At 65.0% G+C, this 20,905-nt stretch carries 14 protein-coding genes and 1 pseudogene; 9 read left to right on the forward strand and 6 right to left on the reverse strand.

Features of this window, described 5'->3' with window-relative positions; all coding sequences use genetic code 11:
* The first annotated feature begins 234 nt into the window (after positions 1 to 234).
* From hemH to EYW47_RS18655, 7 genes are all read left to right on the forward strand, one after another.
* Positions 235 to 1,302: a ferrochelatase gene (gene hemH, locus EYW47_RS18625; RefSeq protein WP_133196298.1), complete on the forward strand. Its 1,068-nt coding sequence runs from the start codon at positions 235 to 237 to the stop codon at positions 1,300 to 1,302.
* Positions 1,303 to 1,390: 88 nt separating this feature from the next.
* On the forward strand, positions 1,391 to 1,798 hold the full coding sequence (locus EYW47_RS18630) for an RNA-binding S4 domain-containing protein (RefSeq protein ID WP_133196299.1): 408 nt from the start codon (positions 1,391 to 1,393) through the stop codon (positions 1,796 to 1,798).
* Between the two features lie 514 nt (positions 1,799 to 2,312).
* Positions 2,313 to 2,891 carry a nucleotide exchange factor GrpE gene (gene grpE, locus EYW47_RS18635; protein WP_133196300.1) on the forward strand — a complete coding sequence of 193 codons (579 nt, stop codon included), beginning with the start codon at positions 2,313 to 2,315 and terminating at the stop codon, positions 2,889 to 2,891.
* Between the two features lie 238 nt (positions 2,892 to 3,129).
* Positions 3,130 to 5,076 carry a molecular chaperone DnaK gene (dnaK, locus tag EYW47_RS18640; protein WP_133196301.1) on the forward strand — a complete coding sequence of 649 codons (1,947 nt, stop codon included), beginning with the start codon at positions 3,130 to 3,132 and terminating at the stop codon, positions 5,074 to 5,076.
* Positions 5,077 to 5,388: 312 nt separating this feature from the next.
* A complete protein-coding gene (gene dnaJ / locus EYW47_RS18645; protein ID WP_133196302.1) occupies positions 5,389 to 6,522 on the forward strand; it encodes a molecular chaperone DnaJ in 1,134 nt (377 codons plus the stop codon).
* Between the two features lie 58 nt (positions 6,523 to 6,580).
* Positions 6,581 to 8,542, forward strand: a complete 1,962-nt coding sequence (gene pabB, locus EYW47_RS18650) for an aminodeoxychorismate synthase component I (protein WP_133196303.1) — start codon at positions 6,581 to 6,583, stop codon at positions 8,540 to 8,542.
* 347 nt (positions 8,543 to 8,889) lie between these two features.
* Complete coding sequence (locus tag EYW47_RS18655) at positions 8,890 to 10,041, forward strand: acyltransferase family protein (protein WP_133196304.1); 1,152 nt, start codon at positions 8,890 to 8,892, stop codon at positions 10,039 to 10,041.
* Positions 10,042 to 10,075: 34 nt separating this feature from the next.
* Here the strand turns inward: EYW47_RS18655 and panB are convergent, their stop codons facing one another.
* From panB to hda, 6 genes and pseudogenes are all read right to left on the reverse strand, one after another.
* Complete coding sequence (gene panB, locus EYW47_RS18660) at positions 10,076 to 10,891, reverse strand: 3-methyl-2-oxobutanoate hydroxymethyltransferase (RefSeq protein WP_133196305.1); 816 nt, start codon at positions 10,889 to 10,891, stop codon at positions 10,076 to 10,078.
* A 42-nt stretch (positions 10,892 to 10,933) separates the two neighbouring features.
* A complete protein-coding gene (locus tag EYW47_RS18665; RefSeq protein ID WP_133196306.1) occupies positions 10,934 to 11,632 on the reverse strand; it encodes a deoxynucleoside kinase in 699 nt (232 codons plus the stop codon).
* A complete protein-coding gene (gene folK / locus EYW47_RS18670) occupies positions 11,629 to 12,207 on the reverse strand; it encodes a 2-amino-4-hydroxy-6-hydroxymethyldihydropteridine diphosphokinase (protein WP_133196307.1) in 579 nt (192 codons plus the stop codon). Before folK ends, EYW47_RS18665 begins: the two co-directional genes overlap by 4 nt.
* A gap of 66 nt (positions 12,208 to 12,273) precedes the next feature.
* Positions 12,274 to 13,902, reverse strand: a complete 1,629-nt coding sequence (gene pcnB, locus EYW47_RS18675; RefSeq protein ID WP_133196308.1) for a polynucleotide adenylyltransferase PcnB — start codon at positions 13,900 to 13,902, stop codon at positions 12,274 to 12,276.
* The gene (locus EYW47_RS18680; RefSeq protein WP_133196309.1) at positions 13,899 to 14,585 is read right to left on the reverse strand and encodes a histidinol-phosphatase; all 687 of its coding nucleotides are present in this window, start codon (positions 14,583 to 14,585) and stop codon (positions 13,899 to 13,901) included. The genes pcnB and EYW47_RS18680 overlap by 4 nt, the downstream gene beginning before the upstream one ends.
* 896 nt (positions 14,586 to 15,481) lie before the next feature.
* A pseudogene (hda, locus tag EYW47_RS18685) lies at positions 15,482 to 16,180 on the reverse strand (DnaA regulatory inactivator Hda); the annotation flags it as partial.
* 219 nt (positions 16,181 to 16,399) lie between these two features.
* Here hda and purM point away from each other — a divergent pair.
* Both purM and EYW47_RS18695 read left to right on the forward strand, forming a co-directional pair.
* Positions 16,400 to 17,461 carry a phosphoribosylformylglycinamidine cyclo-ligase gene (purM, locus tag EYW47_RS18690; protein WP_133196310.1) on the forward strand — a complete coding sequence of 354 codons (1,062 nt, stop codon included), beginning with the start codon at positions 16,400 to 16,402 and terminating at the stop codon, positions 17,459 to 17,461.
* Positions 17,462 to 18,469: 1,008 nt separating this feature from the next.
* Positions 18,470 to 20,905 (forward strand): beta strand repeat-containing protein (locus EYW47_RS18695; protein ID WP_205710100.1); only part of this gene is annotated, 2,436 nt, incomplete at its 3' end.

Raw genomic sequence — 20,905 nt, forward strand, 5'->3', positions numbered from 1 at the left:
CGCTTTCCTCGCGCTTTCCTGTGTATCCGATCATCGCCTGAAGCGGCGCGGCGCGCCATTGGCCGAACGGCTAGCGCTGCCGGCTCAACGCGCAACGCGCGATGCCGTGGCGAGAGCCGCGGGGCGGACCCCGGAGGTCGCTTCGCAGGCGCCTCGGCCTTCGAAGTGCGCCCGCTATAATGCGCACTTGTGCAACCCTTGCCGCGCGTTCAAGTGCGGCGCCCCTGATCGCCTATGCGTTTCGACCTGGAGCGGCCCCTGCAGTCCGCCGTCGCGCATCGTGTCGCGGTGCTGCTCATCAATCTGGGCACGCCCGACGCGCCCACGCCGCGTGCCGTGCGCCGGTATCTGGCGCAGTTCCTCTCCGATCCGCGCGTGGTCGAGATTCCCGCGCCGATCTGGCAGGTCATCCTGCGCGGGCTGATCCTGCCGTTTCGCGGCCGCTCATCGGCGAGGAAGTACGCGGCGGTCTGGACGCCCGAAGGCTCCCCGCTGCGCGTGCATACGCAGAAACAGGCCGACGGGCTGCGCCATCTGCTGCATCTGAACGACTACACGGTGCTCGTGGACTATGCGATGCGCTACGGCACGCCCGACATCCCGGCGATGCTCAACCAGCTCAAGCTCGCGGGCGCCGAGCGCATCCTGCTTGTGCCGATGTACCCCCAATACTCGGCGTCGACCACGGCCACGGCCTTCGACGCGGCGTTTGTCGCGCTGCGGCGCATGCGCAACCAGCCGGAAATCCGCACGGTGCGCGCGTATCACGACCATCCGGCCTATATCGGCGCGCTTGCGACCCAGGTGCAGCAGTACTGGCAGGCGCATGGCCGCCCCGACTTCGCTTCGGGCGACCGCCTCGTGCTGAGCTTTCACGGTGTGCCGAGCCGCACGCTCGACCTCGGCGACCCTTACCACGATCAATGCCAGCAAACGGCGGCGCTCCTCATGCATGCGCTGGAGCTCACGCCGGTGGAATGCCGTGTGACGTTCCAGTCGCGCTTCGGGCGGGCCCAGTGGTTGCAGCCGTATACGGCGCCGACGCTCAAGGAGCTGGGGCAGGGAGGCGTGCGCCGCGCCGATGTGTTCTGTCCCGGTTTTACGGCGGACTGCCTCGAAACCATCGAGGAAGTCGGCATGGAAGTGCGCGACGAGTTTCTGCATGGTGGCGGCAAGGAGTTCCACCGCATTCCGTGCCTGAACGCGTCGCCCGCGTGGATCGCGGCGCTGGGCGAAATCGTCGCGCAGAACCTGCAGGGCTGGCCGGTGCAGGCCGCGGCCCCGGCAGGCGCGGTGGCTTGAGCCCAGGTGCTCTGCATGGGGCCAGAGTAAGGCACTAAAGCGCCAACACTGGCCGACAAAGCGGCGGCGTTTATTCAGGAAGCATCGTATGCAATACAAGATCTCGACCGAACCCGGCGCGCGCCTGCGCATCGACAAATGGCTCTGGGCCGCGCGCTTCTTCAAGACACGTTCGCTGGCCACGGACGCCATCGGCAAAGGCCGTGTGCGCATCGGCGGCGACCTCGTGAAGGCTTCGAGAGACGTGCGCGTGGGCGACCTCGTGGAGATCGAGATCGAGCACGTCGTTTGGGAGGTGCAGGTGCTGGGTATCTGCGAGGTGCGCGGCCCCGCGAGCGTTGCCCAGACGCTCTACGCGGAGACCGAGACGGGCCGCGCGCGACGCGCGGCGGAGCAGGAGCGCCGCAGGCTCTTTCGCGAGCCGGCCGCCGTGCTGCACGGCAGGCCGACCAAGCGCGACCGCCGCACTATCGACAAACTTGCGCGTGAGGATTGAAGAGCGCCTCCATGGTGGCGTGGACGCCCCCATATTCGGTCGTGTTTTCGTTCACGACGCCGGACAGGCAGATGGTCGTGGTTCCCGCGATGAGTACCAGAGCGACCACCGAGATGGCAAAGGTCAGTTTCACGGTACTCCCCAAGGGAAAAGCTGCAAAACGGCCAGTACGAGGCTCAACGGCGAACGACGGAGCCCATTCGGTGCGGTGCCGAACTCAGGGTAAACACGTCGTGAGCAGCACCTGTTCCTGAGTGTAGGTCAGGGTTGCCCCGTACTCAATTTCATTCTTGCGGCGCTGCGGTAATGGTTGTTACGCACGATTTCGGTGGTTTGATCCATGTATAAAAAAGCCGCCCGAAACCCTTGAAATAAGCGATCCGGCACCCACGTGCTGTCGCAATGTACAAAGCTGCTGTCGCGCCGGCGCAACGCTTGCCAGCTTGACGGATGAGGCCGGCAAAAGCGGTCCGTGCTTTGTTCCCCTTTTTACTATTCAACGACGTTCAGCGACATGGAAAACACGCAAGAGAACCCGACGAGCCAGAACCCCACGCCCGCGGACGAGGCGTCGCAAGCCGCTGCCGCCGGCGAGCCGCAACAACAGCCGGTTGAAGGTGCCGCGCAGGCGCTGGAAGGCGATGCCCAGGCGGCGCTCGCCGAAGCGCAAGCGAAGGTTGCCGAACTGCAGGACGCGTTCGTACGCGCCAAGGCAGAGACGGAAAACGTCCGCCGCCGCGGGCAGGAAGACGTCGCCAAGGCGCACAAGTTCGCCATTGAGAGCTTTGCCGAGCATCTGCTGCCGGTCATGGACAGCCTCGAAGCCGCGCTTGCCCACGGTTCGGACGATCTTGCCAAGGTCAACGAAGGCGTCGAGCTCACGCTCAAGCAGCTCACCGGCGCGCTGGAGAAGGGCAAGGTGCTCCAGATCAACCCGGTCGGCGAGAAGTTCGACCCGCATCGTCATCAGGCCATTTCGATGGTGCCCTCGGAGCAGGACGCGAACACGGTCGTCTCGGTGCTGCAAAAGGGCTACGTGATCGCCGACCGCGTGCTGCGCCCGGCGCTGGTCACGGTTTCGCAGCCGAAGTAACGCGCCCGGACGGCGTTTTCGAAAGGCATTGGAAAGGCTGGGCGGCGCACTCCCTGAAAACACGCCGCCGATTGAAAAAAATTAACGAATGCATAGCCCAAAGCTCTTGAAAACGCCTTTGCGGCACTCATTTGGGCAGCAGTGAATTGAACAAACCGAATTGAGCTGAGGCGAACGCCCCCGCACCACGCGAGAAGCGGCGAACGCACAGCGATCAAAATCTGGAGATTTGACAAAAATGGGCAAAATCATCGGTATCGACCTCGGCACCACCAACTCGTGTGTGGCGCTGATGGAAGGCAATCAGGTCAAGGTGATCGAGAACTCGGAAGGCGCCCGTACGACGCCGTCGATCATCGCCTACATGGACGACAACGAAGTGCTGGTCGGCGCGCCGGCCAAGCGCCAGTCGGTCACGAACCCGCGCAACACGCTGTACGCGGTCAAGCGTCTGATCGGCCGCCGCTTCGACGAAAAGGAAGTGCAGAAGGACATCAACCTGATGCCTTACCAGATCGTCAAGCACGACAACGGCGACGCATGGGTTGCCGCGCACGGCCAGAACCTCGCGCCGTCGCAGGTTTCGGCTGAAGTCCTGCGCAAGATGAAGAAGACCGCTGAAGACTACCTCGGCGAGCCGGTCACCGAAGCCGTGATCACGGTTCCCGCGTACTTCAACGACAGCCAGCGTCAAGCCACGAAGGACGCCGGCCGCATCGCGGGTCTGGAAGTCAAGCGCATCATCAACGAGCCGACCGCAGCCGCACTGGCCTTCGGTCTGGACAAGGCCGAAAAGGGCGACCGCAAGATCGCCGTGTTCGACCTCGGCGGCGGCACGTTCGACATCTCGATCATCGAAATCGCTGATGTGGACGGCGAAATGCAGTTCGAAGTGCTCTCGACCAACGGCGACACGTTCCTCGGCGGCGAAGACTTCGACCAGCGCATCATCGATTACATCATCGGCGAGTTCAAGAAGGAGCAGGGCGTCGACCTCTCGAAGGACGTGCTCGCGCTGCAGCGCCTGAAGGAAGCCGCTGAAAAGGCCAAGATCGAGCTCTCGTCGGGCCAGCAGACCGAAATCAACCTGCCGTACATCACGGCGGATGCCTCGGGTCCGAAGCACTTGAACCTGAAGATCACGCGCGCCAAGCTGGAAGCGCTGGTCGAAGACCTGATCGAGCGCACCATCGAGCCGTGCCGCGTGGCGATCAAGGACGCGGGCGTGAAGGTGAGCGACATCGACGACGTGATTCTCGTCGGCGGCCAGACGCGCATGCCGAAGGTGCAGGAGAAGGTCAAGGAGTTCTTTGGCAAGGATCCGCGCCGTGACGTGAACCCGGACGAAGCCGTGGCTGTTGGCGCCGCGATTCAGGGCCAGGTTCTCTCGGGCGACCGCAAGGACGTGCTGCTCCTCGACGTCACCCCGCTCTCGCTCGGTATCGAGACGCTCGGCGGCGTGATGACGAAGATGATCAACAAGAACACCACGATCCCGACCAAGCACGCACAGGTCTACTCGACGGCGGACGACAACCAGGGCGCCGTGACGATCAAGGTGTTCCAGGGCGAGCGCGAAATGGCGGCTGGCAACAAGCTGCTGGGCGAGTTCAACCTCGAAGGCATTCCGCCCGCACCGCGCGGCGTGCCGCAGATCGAAGTGAGCTTCGACATCGACGCGAACGGCATTCTGCACGTGGGCGCGAAGGACAAGGCGACCGGCAAGGAAAACCGCATCACGATCAAGGCGAATTCGGGGCTGTCGGAAGCCGAAATCGAGAAGATGGTGAAGGACGCCGAAGCAAACGCGGAAGAAGATCACCGTCTGCGTGAGCTGGCCGACGCGCGCAACCAGGGCGACGCGCTGGTTCACAGCACGAAGAAGGCCGTGGCCGAGTACGGCGACAAGATCGACGCCAGCGAGAAGGAAAAGATCGAAGCCGCACTGAAGGACCTCGAAGAAACGCTGAAGAGCACGTCGGCCGACAAGGCGACGGTCGATGCGAAGGTCGAGGCACTGTCGGCAGCGTCGCAGAAGCTCGGCGAGAAGATGTACGCCGACATGCAGGCGGCGCAAGGCGCGGCGGGTGCGGCAGCAGGCGCCGCGGGCGCGGAGCAGGCAGCAGCGCAGAACGCCGCCGACGACGTGGTCGACGCCGAGTTCAAGGAAGTCAAGAAGGACTAAGTCCGCTCGTTCAGGGCCAGGGCATCCGGCGTGATTCGCGCCGGGCGCCTCGAGAATCGGGCCCGAACCGTAAGGGCTGAACAAACCGAAGCACGGCCGCATCGGTTACGATGCGGGTCGGCATTGGAGCGCCTGGCGAGCCTTTCGGCTCTCCGGGCACATTTGTTTTATAGAGGCCGTTCTCTTGCAGGGGCCGCCGGGGCGTGAAAACGCCCGCGCGGGGGTTCGAAGGAACGGCAAACGGGTCACGAGATCCAGCATTCAAGAGGAGCCGGCGTGTGCCGAGAGGCGCGCGGCCGGCGTTGAACCGATATGGCGAAACGGGATTACTACGAGGTTCTGGGCGTCGCGAAGAACGCGAGCGACGACGAAATCAAGAAGGCGTATCGCAAGCTGGCGATGAAGTATCACCCCGACCGCAATCCGGACAACAAGGATGCGGAAGAGCATTTCAAAGAGGTGAAGGAAGCCTACGAGATGCTGTCGGACTCGCAAAAGCGCGCGGCTTACGACCAGTACGGCCATGCGGGCGTCGACCCCAACATGGGCGGCGCGGGTGCGCAGGGCTTCGGCGGTTTCGCGGATGCCTTCGGCGACATCTTTGGCGATATCTTCGGCCAGGCCGCTGGTGGCCGTGGTGGCGCGCGCGGCGGTCCGCAGGTGTACCGCGGCGCGGACTTGCGCTACAGCATGGAAATCACGCTGGAGCAGGCGGCGCACGGCTACGAGACGCAGATCCGCGTGCCGGGCTGGAGCGGTTGCGAGGTCTGTCATGGTTCGGGCGCGAAGCCCGGCACCAAGCCCGAGACCTGCCCGACCTGTCACGGCTCGGGTTCGGTGCGCATGTCGCAGGGCTTCTTCAGCATCCAGCAGACCTGCCCGAAGTGCCATGGCACGGGTTCCTACATTCCCGAGCCGTGCACGAACTGCCACGGCGCGGGCAAGGTGAAGGAAACCAAGACGCTCGAAGTGAAGATTCCGGCGGGCATCGACGACGGCATGCGCATCCGCTCGGCCGGCAACGGGGAGCCTGGCATCAACGGCGGGCCGGCGGGCGATCTCTATGTCGAGATCCACATCAAGCAGCACTCGGTGTTCGAGCGCGACGGCGACGATCTCCATTGCCAGATGCCGATTCCGTTCACGACGGCGGCGCTCGGCGGTGAGATCGAAGTGCCGACGCTGGCGGGCCGCGCGAGCTTCACGGTGCCGGAAGGCACGCAGTCGGGCAAGACCTTCCGTTTGCGCGGCAAGGGCATCAAGGGCCTGCGCTCGAGCATTGCCGGCGATCTGTACGTGCACGTGCAGGTCGAAACGCCGGTCAAGCTCACCGAGCAGCAGCGCGATCTGCTCCAGCAGTTCGAGAAGTCGCTCGTGGAGGGCGGCTCGCGCCACAGCCCGCAGAGCAAGAGCTGGTTCGACCGCGTGAAGAGCTTCTTCGATTGATGCTCGCGTTTGTGCATTGCCTCGTGCGGTGTTCTTCAGGTAGCAGGCGGTAACGTCAATGGCAGTGGCAGTGAACCAGGGCGGCGCGGCGGGTAACGCAACTTTCGCGCTGCTCGACGATGGCGACTCGACGGCGGCCAGCCGTTCGAGCCGTCTTTACACGGGCTTCGTGCGCGAGATCGCGTGCGAGCGTGCGGCGGACCTCGACGCGGTGTGCCGCGAAGTGAATGCCGAGCTGAGCGCGGGGCGGGCCCTTCATGCGCTCGTGCTCGGCGACTACGAATTCGGGCGCGCGCTCGAGTTCGCGAAGCGCGAAACTGAGCAACGCGATGGCGAGAAGAGCGCCATCGCGCAACACGACAGTGCCTCATCCAGCGAAACGCAGCGCGGCCAAGCCGCGCTGCGTTTTTTATTGTTCGAACGCTGCGAGCGGCTCTCGCGCGAGCAAGCCGATGCATGGCTCGCCGCGCGCGAGGGCAGCGAGACGCCGGGGCCGGCGGGGGTCGCCGGCGTGACGATGGGCGTCGAGCGCGAGCGCTTCGAGCACGATATCGGCGCGGTGCAGGACGCGCTGCGCATCGGCGACTCGTATCAGATCAACTACACGTACCGGTTGAGCTTCGAGACGTTCGGCGCGCCGGTGGCGCTATACCGGCGTTTGCGCGAGCGTCAGCGCGTGCGTTACGGCGCGCTCATCGCCTTGCCCGGCGACCGCTGGGTGCTCTCGTGCTCGCCCGAGCTTTTCGTCGAGAAGCGGGGCGAAACGTTGCGCGCGAAGCCGATGAAGGGCACCGCCGCGCGTTGCGCCGATGCGGCCGAGGATGCCGCGGCTGCGCGATTCCTCGCGAACGACCCCAAGAACCGTGCCGAAAACGTGATGATCGTCGACTTGCTGCGCAATGACGTGTCGCGCGTCGCGCAGACGGGATCGGTGCGCGTACCCGCGCTTTTCAGCGTGGAGCCGTATGCCTCCGTCTGGCAGATGACCTCCACGGTCGAGGCGAAAATGCGTCCGGGCACGACCTTCGCCGACACCATGCGCGCACTGTTTCCGTGCGGCTCGATCACGGGTGCGCCCAAGCATCGCACGATGGAGTTGATCGAGGCGCTCGAGCACGGTCCGCGCGGGCTCTACACCGGCACCATCGGCTGGCTGGATGCGCCACGCGAGGGCGAGGCCTGTGGCGACTTCTGCCTTTCGGTCGTGATCCGCACGCTTACGCTCGAGGCTGCGCAATCAGGCACAGCTGGCGCAATGCGCCGCGGCGAGATGGGGGTGGGCGCGGGCATCGTGCTGGACAGCGTGGCCGCCGACGAATACGAGGAGTGCCGATTGAAAGCGCGTTTTCTCACCCAGGCCGATCCCGGCATCGAGCTCTTCGAGACCCTGTATGCGACGCGCGCTCAAGGCGTGCGTCACGTCGAGCGCCATCTCGCACGGCTTGCGGCGAGCGCGGCATGGCTCGGCTTTCCGTGCGATGTCGAAGCACTGCGCGCGCGTCTTGCCCAGGCGTGCGCGGCGTTCACAGGCGCCGACGAAAACGCACCGCATCGTCTGCGGCTGGCACTCGGCAAGAGTGGGGCGGCAACGCTGACCAGCGCGCCGCTTGCGCCGCTCGCGCAAGACACGGTCGGCGTACTGCTCGCGCCGGATCACGGCTTCGCGCCGGTCGCGTCTGCCGACGCACTGCTGCTGCGCAAGTCGACGCGCCGCGCCGAATTCGACCGCGCATGGCGCGAGGCCGAAACGCTGGGTGGCTTCGACATGCTGTTCTTCAACGAGCGCGGCGAGCTGACCGAAGGCGGGCGCTCGAACGTCTTCGTGAAGCTCGCAGGGCAATGGTGGACGCCGCCGCTGGCATCGGGGCTGCTGCCCGGCGTGATGCGCGGCGTGCTGCTCGACGACGCGGCGTTCGGGGCGCGCGAGCGCGTGCTCACGCGCGAGGACGTGCTGAACGCCGAGGCGCTCATGCTGACCAATGCGCTGCGCGGGGCCGTGGCCGCGCGCTTGATACGCTAACGGCGTGAGGCTCTAAAAGCGCTCAAAGCCGTCCGAACTACGAATTGGCCCCGCCCAATTTCGCTGACCAACGGGGTATGAGCGACGGCGAACATTCACCAGGGCCGAAGACCGGCCACAATCCACGGATATGAACGGTGTGACACCGGTGTACGACGCGGCTCGCGGCGTGGTGACTTCGCTTGTTGATGATGTCCGTCATTCGCGATGCCTGAAACCCGTCAACTAAGCACATTCGTGCCGCAGACCCGTTGATCGAAGACTCAATCCTCTGGTCGCTTGGCCTACTGCAGGTATGGCGCCGGTGTGACCCACGAGGGCGTTTTGTTGTGTTTCAGGACGCAATCATGCCAGACGATCAGCCTCGGGTTTGCGCCGCGGAGCAATTTTCGGGACGAGTGGGGAAGGGCAACATGTTCCAGGCGTCGATGCCTTCTGCCGCGACGGATCCGACTGCGACGAGTCGGCCGGCGGCCACGACGGCGCGCGTGACTTTTCTCGATACATTGCGATTTATTGCTGCGGGTGCAGTGCTCTTTCAGCATGTAGCTGAAAAGAGCGGAAAATTCGGTGCGTGGGCTACGGCGCTGCTATCGCCGGGTGTGTTTGGGGTGGTCCTGTTTTTCGTTGTGAGCGGTTTCGTGATTCCCATGACGGCAGGGCGCCGGTTCGATCTCAAGACGTTTGCGATTCGACGCGTCTTCCGCATTTACCCGCTCGTGCTCGTTGCCTTTGCTCTCCTGGCACTCCTTGGCTACGGCTCGAATCTCACGGCCTTTTCCTACGTAAGCGTTGTCGCGGTTCGTACCTGGGTGGTCAATCTCATGCTCGTTCAGGACTATTTCGGTGCGGAGCCCCTTCTGGGCGTGACATGGACCCTCAGCATCGAGTTCGCCTGGTATGCAGTCTTCGCTTTGGCTTTGCTCCGCTTCGGCCGTCGGTTCGACGACAAGCTGATCGTCATCGCGCCGGTTGTGGAACTGCTCTTGTGCTGCATTTCTCTTTTGATCGGCCATCGCCTTCCACTCGCCCGTATTGGCCTGGTGTACGTAGCGATTCTGGGCTGCCGTGTATTCCACGCTCATGAGGGCAGCTTGACGCCACGTCGCCTTTACATCGACGCGGGTGTCTTTAGCATCACCATGGCGATTTCGAACCTCGTCTCCTTTGGCTACTATCACCATCCGCACATAAGCTTGTACGAAGCGCTGATTCCATGGCTGGTTGCGCCGGCTCTGTTCTTGCTGGTCGCTTGCGTTCCAGCGATTCGCCACTCGCCGCTTATCTCGAATCGCTTTACCGGATGGCTGGGCAGCATCAGTTTCTCGACCTATCTCCTCCATCCATTTGCCATGGGTCTGGCCAGTTCTCTCGTGCCGCCAGGCCTTTTCTCCCTGGCGTGCGTGCTGCTGACACTCGTTCTTTCGGTGCTGGGGTACCGGTTTGTCGAACTGCCCGGTCAAGCGCTGGGCAAGCGGATCATTGCTGCGACAAAATAAGCCTTCGGCCGCGGGCTGAAGGCTCGCAGCCGCATCAGAACGCGTGCTCGGGCCCGGGGAACGTGCTTTCCTTCACGGCCTTCACGTAGGCGCGCACCGCCGACTCGATATCGGGCTGTCCCGCCATGAAGTCCTTCACGAAGCGTGGACGCTTGCCGGGGAAAATGCCGAGCATGTCGTGCAGCACGAGCACCTGGCCCGAGCAATCGAGGCCTGCGCCAATCCCGATCGTCGGAATGCGCAACTGCTTCGTGACTTGCGCGCCGAGCGCCGCCGGCACCGCCTCGATCACCACGAGCTGCGCACCCGCAGCCTCGAGAGCGAGCGCGTCGCGCACGAGCTGCGTGGCGCCCGCGTCGGTCTTGCCCTGTACTTTGAAGCCGCCGAACGCGTGCACTGATTGCGGCGTGAGGCCGATGTGCGCGCACACCGGCACCGCGCGCTCGACCAGCATCTTCACCGTGGGCGCGAGCCATTCGCCGCCCTCGATCTTCACCATCTGCGCGCCCGCGCGCATGAGCTTCACCGAATTCGCAAAGGCGTCCTCGGGCGTGCCGAAGGTGCCGAACGGCAGGTCGGCGATGATCAGCGCCTTCGGTTGCACGCGTGCGACGCAGGCCGTGTGATAGGCGATGTCTTCGAGGGTGACGGGCAGCGTCGTCGTGTGGCCCTGGAGCACGTTGCCGAGCGAGTCGCCGATCAGCACGGTGTCCACGCCCGCGCGGTCGCACAGCGCCGAGAAGCTCGCGTCGTAGCACGTGAGCATCGCGATCTTCTCGCCGGCATCGCGCATCGCCTGGAGCTTGGGCACGGTGACCGCGCTGCGGCTCGTTTCCTGCAGGTAAGTCATGGGGAGTCCGTTAGGGAGGAGAAAAACCGGACGGCACGCCGCTTAGAGCGACGTGCCCTTGACGAAAGATTCCTTGCGGCCGCGCATCGTTTCGATACGCTCGGCGATCAGCGCAAGGTCCGCATCGGAGTCGAGCGGGTTCAGGTTCTCGACGCCGACGGTCAGTACCGGCGCACGGTCGTAATGATAGAAAAATTCGTTGTAGCTGTCGCACAGCGCCCGCAGGAAGGTGTCGGAGATGTGCTGCTCCGCCGCTACCGCGCGCTTCTGGATGCGTGCGTAGAGCGCTTCGGGGCTCGCCTGCAGATACACCACGAGGTCGGGCGGCGGCGCCTCCACGCGCAGGCGCGCGGCCAGTGCCTGAAACAGCGGCAGCTCCTCTTCGGAGAGCGTGAGGCGCGCGAACAGGTCGTTGCGCTCGGCGAGGAAGTTCGTCACGAGCGGCGTGCCGGCGGCGCGGTGCGCGGCCACTTGCCGCGAGAGGTACTCGCGCTGCAGCGCCACCGAAAGTTGCGCGGCCAGCGCGTGGCGCGACGTATCGCGGTAGAAGTGCTCGAGAAACGGGTTGTCCGCGCGCGAGCCGAGCAGCGTCTGCATCGACCAGCGTTCGGCCAGGCGCGTAGCGAGTGCGGTCTTGCCCGCCCCGATCGGCCCTTCGATCGCGAGGTACTGGAGCGCCGGCCGTGCCGCGCGCGCGGTGACCGTGGTGGCAAAAGGCAACGGCGGCAGCAGCGTGCTCATCGGCAATTGCCCGAAGTGCCCGGGGCGCGCTGCGGCGCGCCGTCCGAGCCGCCCTCGGCGTCAGGTTCGCCGTTCGCGGGGCCGAGGCACTGGCACAGCGGCTTCAACTTCTCGATACGCTGATCCACGACATCGGGCAGGAACGCGCTGACCACGCCGCGGCCCGGAATGGCGAGCGCGGGATCGATTTCGGCGAGCGGGGCGAGGACGAACGCGCGGCCCGTCATGCGCGGGTGCGGCACGATCAGGTCGGGCTCGTCGATGATGGCTTCGCCATAGATCAGGATGTCGATGTCGAGCGTGCGCGGCGCGTTGCGAAAGGGGCGCTCCCGGCCGAAGTGGTGCTCGATGCGATGGCACAGGGCGAGCAGATCGCGCACCGAAAGCCGCGTGTCGAGCTTCACGACGCAGTTGAAATAGTCGTCGCCGCCCGCGTCGACGGGCGCGGTGCGGTACAGACTCGATTTGGCGAGCACGGTGATGGAGTGCTGTTGCGCAAGACACACCACCGCGTCTTTGAGGGTCTGGCGCGCATCCCCCAGATTCGCGCCGATTCCCAGCCAGGCAACCGTCATGGCTTCACTTCCTGTGTTGCGGGAACGCATTCGACATGCCCCCTCTGGGCGCAGTCCTGCATGGCTTCAGTCCTCGTGCGGCTCGTCGTTGTCCCCGCCGTAGCTCGATGCCTCGGCGGTGCCCTCGGCGCCCGCTGCGGCCTCGCCCGTCTTGCGGTTCTTCGCGCCGCCGCGGCGGCGGCGCTTGCGCGGCGCGCGCTCCTTGCTGCCGCCCTGGGCGAGCAGTGCTTCGCGTGCGGCCGGGTCGCCGCTGATGAAGTCGGTCCACCACTGGCCGATTTCGGCGTCGAGCTCGCCCGATTCGCAGCGCAACAGGAGGAAATCATACCCCGCTCTGAATCTCGGGTGTTCGAGCAGCTTGATCGCGCTGCGGCCGCGTTTTTCGAGGCGCAGCTGCAGACCCCAGATCTCGCGCATGTCCGACGAGTAGCGGCGATGGATCGCGAGCTTTTCCGTCTGTGCGTCGATCACGTCGTCCATCGCGCGATGCAGCGCCGGCACGGGGAGTTCGTCCTCAGCCGTGTATTGCTGCATGCGCTGCTGCACGTCGTGCCAGAGCAGCGTGGCGAACAGGAAGCCCGGCGAGACCGGCTTGCCCGCGCGCACGCGCGCGTCGGTGTTCGACAGCGCGAGCGTGATGAAGCGCTCGCCCTGCGGCTGCTCGAGGACCACGTCGAGCAGCGGCAGCAGGCCGTGATGCAAGCCTTCCTTGCGCAGCCACCTGAGGCATTCGAGCGCGTGGCCCGAGAGCAGCAGCTTGAGCATCTCGTCGAACAGACGCGCCGCCGGCACGTTGTTGATGAGGTCCGCGAGCTCCTGGATCGGCGCACGCGTGTGCGTTTCGATCTCGAAGCCGAGCTTCGCCGCGAAACGCACTACGCGCATCATGCGCACCGGGTCTTCGCGATAGCGCGTGGCCGGGTCGCCGATCATCCGCAACAGGCGCGCGCGCATGTCGGCCATCCCGTTGTGATAGTCGAGCACCGTCTGCGTGGACGGATCGTAATACATCGCGTTGATCGTGAAGTCGCGGCGCGTGGCGTCTTCGTGCTGCTCGCCCCAGACGTTGTCGCGCAGCACCCGGCCGCTCGCGTCCACGTGGTGGGTCTTGCGGTCGAGCTCGTCGCGGCGCAGGCGCTTGTGGCCCGGTCCGGCGCTTGCGGCTTCCGCCGGCGGGGCAGCCGGAGTATCGACGAGCGCGCGGAAAGTCGAGACCTCGATGATCTCCTGGCCGAACTGCACGTGCACGATCTGGAAGCGCCGGCCGATGATGCGGGCACGGCGGAACAGCTTTTGCACCTGGTCGGGCGTGGCGTCGGTGGCCACGTCGAAGTCCTTGGGCGCGACGCCTAGCAGCAGATCGCGCACCGCGCCGCCCACGATGAACGCGCGAAAGCCCGCTTGCTGCAGGCCTTCGGTCACGCGCACGGCGTTGCGGGAGATGAGCGAGGGGTCGATGCCGTGGATGTCGGCGGAGAGGACGACGGGCGCGGCCGGGTCGGCGGCGCCTTTGCCTGCGCGCGGCTTGACTTCCTTCTTCACAGTGACCGTCTTGCGGCGCGAGCGGCCAGTGGCCTCACCTGCGGTCTCCCCTTGATGCGAGGCCGCGGCCAATGCTGTGTCGCTGTCGGGAGCGCCTTCCGTTGCCAGGGCGCTGTCCTGGCCGAACAACTTGCGGATGAATTTCTTGATCACGATACCTGGAACAAATCGAGGATGCGCCAGCCTGCTTTTTGCGCGTGGGCGCGCAGGATGTCGTCGGGGTTGGTCGCGATCGGGTCGGTGACTTTTTCGAGCAGCGGAATGTCGTTGTGCGAGTCGCTATAGAAGTAGCTGTGCTCGAAGTCCGACCAGCGCTTGCCGAGCGAGGCGAGCCACGCCTCGACGCGCACGATCTTGCCTTCGCGGTAGCTCGGCGTGCCGGTCGGGCGGCCGGTGAAGGCCGAGGCCGGATGGCCGTCCACAGTCTCGACCTCGCAGCCGATCAGCTTGTCTACGCCGAATACCTCGGCGATGGGCGCCGTGATGAATTCGTTGGTGGCCGTCACCACGCAGCAAAGGTCGCCCGCTTCCTTGTGCTGCTGCACGAGCTCGACAGCGGCCGGCACGATGGTCGGATTGATCACCTCGTGCATGTACTGGTCGTGCCACGCCTTCAACTGCGCGCGCGAATACTTCGCGAGCGGCGTGAGCATGGCGACGAGGTACGCGTGAATGTCGAGCTGGCCGGCCTTGTAGTCGGCGTAGAAGCGGTCGTTTTGCTCCGCGAAGCGCTCGGCGTCGACGATGCCGAGCTTCACCATGAAGCGGCCCCATTCGTGGTCGCTGTCGGTGGGGATCAGCGTGTGATCGAGATCGAAAAGTGCAAGATTAGCCATGGGCGCTCATTTTACTTGAAGCGGGTGAAGCCGTTGCCGGTGCCGGCTGCGGCCGGCGAGGCGGGGTGTTCCGGGCGTTGCGGTCCGATATCGGACTGCGGGGTGCCCGCTGATTCAGAAGATGGCCTGGACGACGGTGCAGATGACGGGGCGTTCGCCGCCGGGCTCGCAGCGGGCGAGTTGTCGTCGTGCGCGCAGTCCGATGGTGCCGGATCGGCGGGCGTTGCCGAGGCGCCGGAGTTTGCCGGATCAGCGGGCGTGGCGGGATCGGCTGGATCAGCGGAACCTGCGGGACCTGCGGCACCAGCAGGCGGATCGAGGTCGCCGTTGAGCTCGCCGGTCATTTCGTTGCTGACGTCGGCCTCGACCTCGCCCTGGAGTTCGGCGCCTAGCTCGCGGTGGACCACGTCGCGGAATCTGGCCCCCAGTTCTCCTTCGACGTTGTCGGTCGGCGGCTGGAACGGCGGTGCCGCAAGCGGCACGCGCGGTTGCAGGGCAGGCGCCTTCGGTGCTTCGTAAGCGGCGCCCGATGCTGGATCGCGCGAGTCGGCGGGCGCAGCCGCGGACGCGGCGTGCGGCATCTCCTGAAGCGGGAACAATTCCAGTTCGACGCCTTGGGCGCCGCTTCGCTCACCGCTGCCGGCGGGCGCGCCGGCCATATCCGCCGGCTCGCGTGTGTCGCGCTCCAGGGCTTGGGCGCTCGCGCCCGGTTCGTCTGGCTGCGTGGCGGCCGTTGCCTTGCCGCCGCGCGGACCGGTCATATCAGCCTCGCCACCGGCCGCAAGCGTAGCGACGCCGGGTGTCTCGACGCTCGACATGTCGACGGCCGACGTATCGACGCCTGACGTACCGACGTCTGACGCATCGACACCCGACGTATCGACGCCCGACTCATCCTCGCCCTTCGCGAGCATCGTGCGCAGCAGCGGCAGCGTTACCGCGCGCTTTTGCTCGAGCGAGAAGCGGTCGAGCGCGTCGAGCAGGCGCATGAGGCTCGGCATGTCGCGCCGGAAGTGCGTGAGCAGGTAGGCCGGCACGTCGTCGGCGAGATTGATGCCGCGCTCGCGCGCCGCCTGCTTGAGCACGGCGGCCTTGCCCGCGTCGGAGAGCGGCGCGAGGTGGAACACGAGACCCCAGCCGAGACGCGTGCGCAAGTCCTCGCGCACCGCGAGGCCCATCGGCGGCGCGTTGCCGGTGGCGACGAGCGCCGTGTGCGGGTGCGAGCGCACCTCATTGAACAGATTGAACAGGGCGATCTGCTGGGCGCCCGAGAGCGAGTCGCAGTCGTCGACGGCGTAAATCGGCACGCGCGGGTCGAACGTGAAGGCGGCGAGTCCGCTCTTCGGCCCGATGTAGCGCACGTGGCCTCGCGGCGTCTCGAATGCGAGCGCGTGCAGCAGGTGCGAACGGCCGTTCCCGGGCTCTCCCCAAACGTAGAACGTGCGGTCGGCCTTCGGGTCGACAGCGGGACCGGCGCCCAGCGCCGTATCGAGCCCGCGCAGGCGCGCGACCAGCTCCGCATTGGCGCCGGTGTGGAAGTTGTCGAAGGTCGATGGCGGCGGGGTGCCGAGATCGAGCGTTAGCTGTCGCTGCACGGTGTGTCTGGCCGAAGGCGGTCTGTCAGTTCCTGTCGCGCGCGGCCCGGACGAAGGCCTGACGCTGGTATCGCTTGAAAATTAGTATGTTCGGCGACAAAACGTGGTTTCCGGTCGAAGGGCCCGCTTGGCTACTACCAAAATACTCACGCGAGCCTCGGCGGCGGGGCGCCTTCAATCGGTTAAAATCGCATTTTACCGACCTTCTGCCTCTTCCCCATGAATCAACCGAAATCCGGCCCCGCTAATCAGGAGCAAGGGCTCTCCTACCGCGACGCGGGCGTGGACATCGACGCGGGCGACGCGCTCGTCGACCGCATCAAGCCCTTTGCGAAGAAGACCCTGCGCGACGGCGTGATGGGCGGCATCGGCGGATTCGGTGCGCTCTTCGAAGTGCCGAAGAAGTACAAGGAACCCGTGCTCGTCTCCGGCACCGACGGTGTGGGCACCAAGCTGCGCCTCGCGTTTCATCTGAACAAACACGACACAGTCGGCCAGGATCTCGTCGCGATGAGCGTGAACGACATCCTCGTGCAGGGCGCCGAGCCGCTGTTCTTCCTCGACTACTTCGCTTGCGGCAAGCTGGACGTCGACACGGCGGCCACGGTCGTGAAGGGCATCGCTCAGGGCTGCGAGCTCTCGGGCTGCGCGCTGATCGGCGGCGAAACGGCGGAAATGCCGGGCATGTACCCCGACGGCGAATATGATCTCGCCGGCTTCGCGGTTGGCGCGGTGGAAAAGAGCAAGATCATCGACGGCAGCACGATCGTCCCCGGCGACGTGGTGCTGGGTCTCGCGTCGAGCGGCATTCATTCGAACGGCTTTTCGCTCGTGCGCAAGATCATCGAGCGCGCGAATCCGGATCTGAACGCCGACTTCGACGGCCGCTCGCTGGCCGACGCGCTGATGGCGCCCACGCGCATTTATGTGAAGCCGCTGCTCAAGCTGATGGAAACCATCGCTGTGAAGGGCATGGCGCATATCACCGGCGGCGGTCTGGTGGAGAACATTCCGCGCGTGCTGCGTGAAGGGCTCACGGCTGAGCTGGATCATGCGGCGTGGCCGCTGCCGCCGCTGTTCTCGTGGCTGCAGGAGCATGGCGGGGTGGCGGACGCGGAAATGCACCGCGTGTTCAACTGCGGCATCGGCATGGCCGTGATCGTGGCGGCGGATCAGGCTGATGCGGCGGCTGCGCTGCTGGCGGCTGCGGGTGAGCAGGTTTGGAAGATTGGTGTCGTGCGCGAGAGCAAGGAAGGCGAGGCGCAGACCGTGGTGATTTAAGCTGCGCGCGCTTTTTACCTGAACATCAAATGCGAACCCCACGCTCGAAAGAGCGTGGGGTTTTTCGTTTCTGGCGCGCGATTTACACCGGTTCAAATATCTCAAGTAAAACGTTTGCGCATCCGGCGATTCTTATTCGTCGAATGCGAACCTAACCTCGAAAAGGCGCGGGTTTTTGTTTTCGCTGCGCGTTTTACTCGTGTTCAAATAGTTCGTGTAAAACGTTTGCGCACGCGATAATTCGAGTTGGTTTGCTTCGGTATTTAAGCTGAATACCTGTTGTGAGGCTGTGGTGTCATGAACCAATGGAGAAATTCCGCAAACGTTTGTATCGCGTTGCGAATCCCAGACGGCGAGGCGTTACAACGAGCGAAGATGCAGGTTGAAATTTTTCGGGAGAAGACTCTCTTGGCGCGATTTTCAGCCTGCTATTAAATTCCGGGGCGAGGCTTTGGGAGGGCCTGCGCGTGTTGCATGGATGCGAGCCTGCGCGGGCGCGGTCATGATTTGTTCCCATTCCTTGATTCATGGGGCCTGCCGCGCGTTCGCGGCCGAAAACTGCCGCAAACGTTTGCTGAACAGCGCGTAATAAAATTTAATAGCCGGAATGTTGTGCCTGATGTTGGTGTTCTAAAAATTTACTGAAGGGAATTTGCAGGCAACGCGCGAGGATCGACTGGCAGCAAACGTTTTCTTTTCAGTTTTCTCCATCGACGTCTGTATTTTTTTGGCTATATAGGAAGAAAAAATCAAAAAAAGGCCCGTTGAATGCGTTTGTTGTTTGGTGTTAGCATCCGCACAGACCAATCGGGAAGAAGTCTTGTATGTGATGGGAAGCAACCCGACGCATCGTTAGACCACCCGTGCGATTCGCACCTCCTGAGGTGGTCGTCGCCGCAAAAAAAGAAATCAAATCCACGCAAAAACTATTTCTCGATTGACCGCCATTGCTCAGGCCGGGCAGGGATGCGTGTCGTCCGGGATTTCTACGGGGCTTAGAGAGGGACCATGAGCGTTAATCAATCAACGAAGCCGTCGGACAAGAAGCTCGTTAAAGAGGGTGGGAAAAAGGCAGTCGGTCACGATCATGGGGTTGCGGACGCAACCCACGGCGCGCAGAACGCCGACCTGGCGCAGAAACACAGTCAAACCGCCTTGCAGCTTCCCGCGGAGCACCGCCACAAGCACGGCGACCGCGTTGATGTCGTGAAACACCACGAAGCCGACAAGGATACGCCCGCGGTTGCCGATGACGCCCATGGCGCCCCCGCGACGAGCGCCGGCGCGGACGCTTCTGCGAACGGCGCGACCAGCACGGCCGGCACGGCGGCGGACGGCTCGGCCGACGCTGGCGGTACCACGGACGGCTCGGCCGACAGCGGCGCGGCTGCGAGCGCCACGCCCGCTGCCTCGTCGGGCGGCGTGCCGACGGCCGTATGGGTCGGGCTCGGCGCGCTTGCGATTGGCGGCGCGGCCGCGGCACTCGCCGCCGGCGGCGGCGGTGGCGGAAGCAGCAGCAGCTCGAGTGGCGGCAGCGGTTCGACCGGCAGCGGCAGTGGCGGCAGCAACTCGACCGGCAGCAGTGGCGGCAGCGGCGCCACGACGGTCGCGGGTACCGTCGCCGACGGCCTGATCTCGGGCGCACACATTTACATCGACGTGAACGGCAACGGTGTGCCGGTCGCCGCGGGCGACACCGGCGTCACCACCGACGCGAACGGTCACTTCACGCTGCAGACCTCGCTGAAGGGCGCGATCATCGCCGTCGGCGGCATCGACATCGATACGGGTCTCCCGAACACCATCACGCTGACCGCGCCGGCTGGCTCGACGGTCATCAACCCGCTCACGACGCTCGTCCAGACCTACGCGTCGGCGCACGGCGTGACGACGGCCGAGGCGCAAACCGTGATCGCGAACGGCCTCGGCATTGCTTCGAGCATCTCGCTCACGACCTACGACCCGTTCTCGGCGAGCGCCAACGACACCAACGCGCTCGCCGTGCAGAAACTGGCCGCGCAGGTCGCCATGATCCTGGCCGTCGCGCAGAACTCTGCCGCACAGGCGAACGGCGCTTCGGCCGCAAGCGCGATCCTCACCGCGCTCACGAATCTCATCGCCAATGCGGGCAGCACGCCTGTCGATCTGAGCAACAGCGACACGCTCAACACGCTCAACAGCAACGCCGGCAACGTGCTCAACGCCGCGGAAATCCACGCTGTGGTGAACGGCAACGGCGCGATTCAGGGTGCGAGCACGCTCGGCTCGGTGTCGTCCGCGCAGGGCACCACGCTGGGCACGCCGGACGAAACCGTCGCCGGCGCGCTGGCCGTGCTGGCGAAGGACACCGCCAGCACCGTGAAATTCAACCTCTACGACACGTCCGCGAACCTCGCGACCGTGTCGTCGTCGCTGGCGGGGCACGTCGTCAACATCGTCGCGACCGACGTCGCGACCGCCGCGCAGGCGAGCGCGATTCACGCGCTCGCGAACAGCGGCACGCAAACCTATAGCGTCGCCGATACGGCCGCCAACCTGATCGCGGCCGGCGCCGCCGTTACCGCGGCGCATTCGGTCACGGTAACGGACCCGTTCGTCTCGGTTTTGGTCGCCAACACGCTGATTGGGCTCAACGCAGCAATCGCGATCACCTCGATCCATGACACCGCCTCGGCACTGCTGAACGCGATCGCGCACCACGACGCGGTGCTCGGCGACGCGGGCAGCCTGGTGACGACGGATGCCAATGCCGTCGCGCTCACCGTCAGCGCTGCCGACACGCTTGCGGCCGCACACGTGTCGATCACGCACGGCTATACGATCGCCGATACGGTGGCCAACCTGCTTGCCGCAATCGGCAACCACGACGCGTCGCTTGCTGCCGCCGGCGCAATTGTCACGACGGACGCGACCGCTCAGCCGGTCAGCATCGCCGGCGTCGTCGCGCTTCTCGGCGCCCACGTGTCGATCACGCACGGCTACAACCTCGTCGACAGCACCGCGAATCTGCTGGCCGCAATCCAGCACGACGGCTCGCTGATCGGCGGCGCACATGCCATCGCGACGAACGATGCCGCGGCCGTGACCCTCACGGTCGCGAACGCCGACGCGCTCGCGAACGCCCACGTGACGATCACGAACGGCTACACGATCGTCGACACCGAAGTCAACCTGCTTGCGGCGATCAACCGCGAGGATGCTTCGATCACGAACGCGCACTCGCTCGCGACGAACGACGTCGGCGCGGTGACGCTCTCCGTCGCCAACGCGCACTCACTGCTGGGCGCGCACGTGACGATCGCGCACGGCTACACGATCGTCGACAGCGAAGCGAACCTGCTCGCCGCGATCCACAACGAAGACGCTTCGCTCGCGAACGCGCACTCGATTGCGACGAACGACGGCTCGGTGCTCACGCTGAACGTCGCCGACGCGGACGCGCTC

Origin of the sequence: Paraburkholderia silviterrae, assembly GCF_004353915.1 — a bacterium.
GTDB lineage: Bacteria > Pseudomonadota > Gammaproteobacteria > Burkholderiales > Burkholderiaceae > Paraburkholderia > Paraburkholderia silviterrae.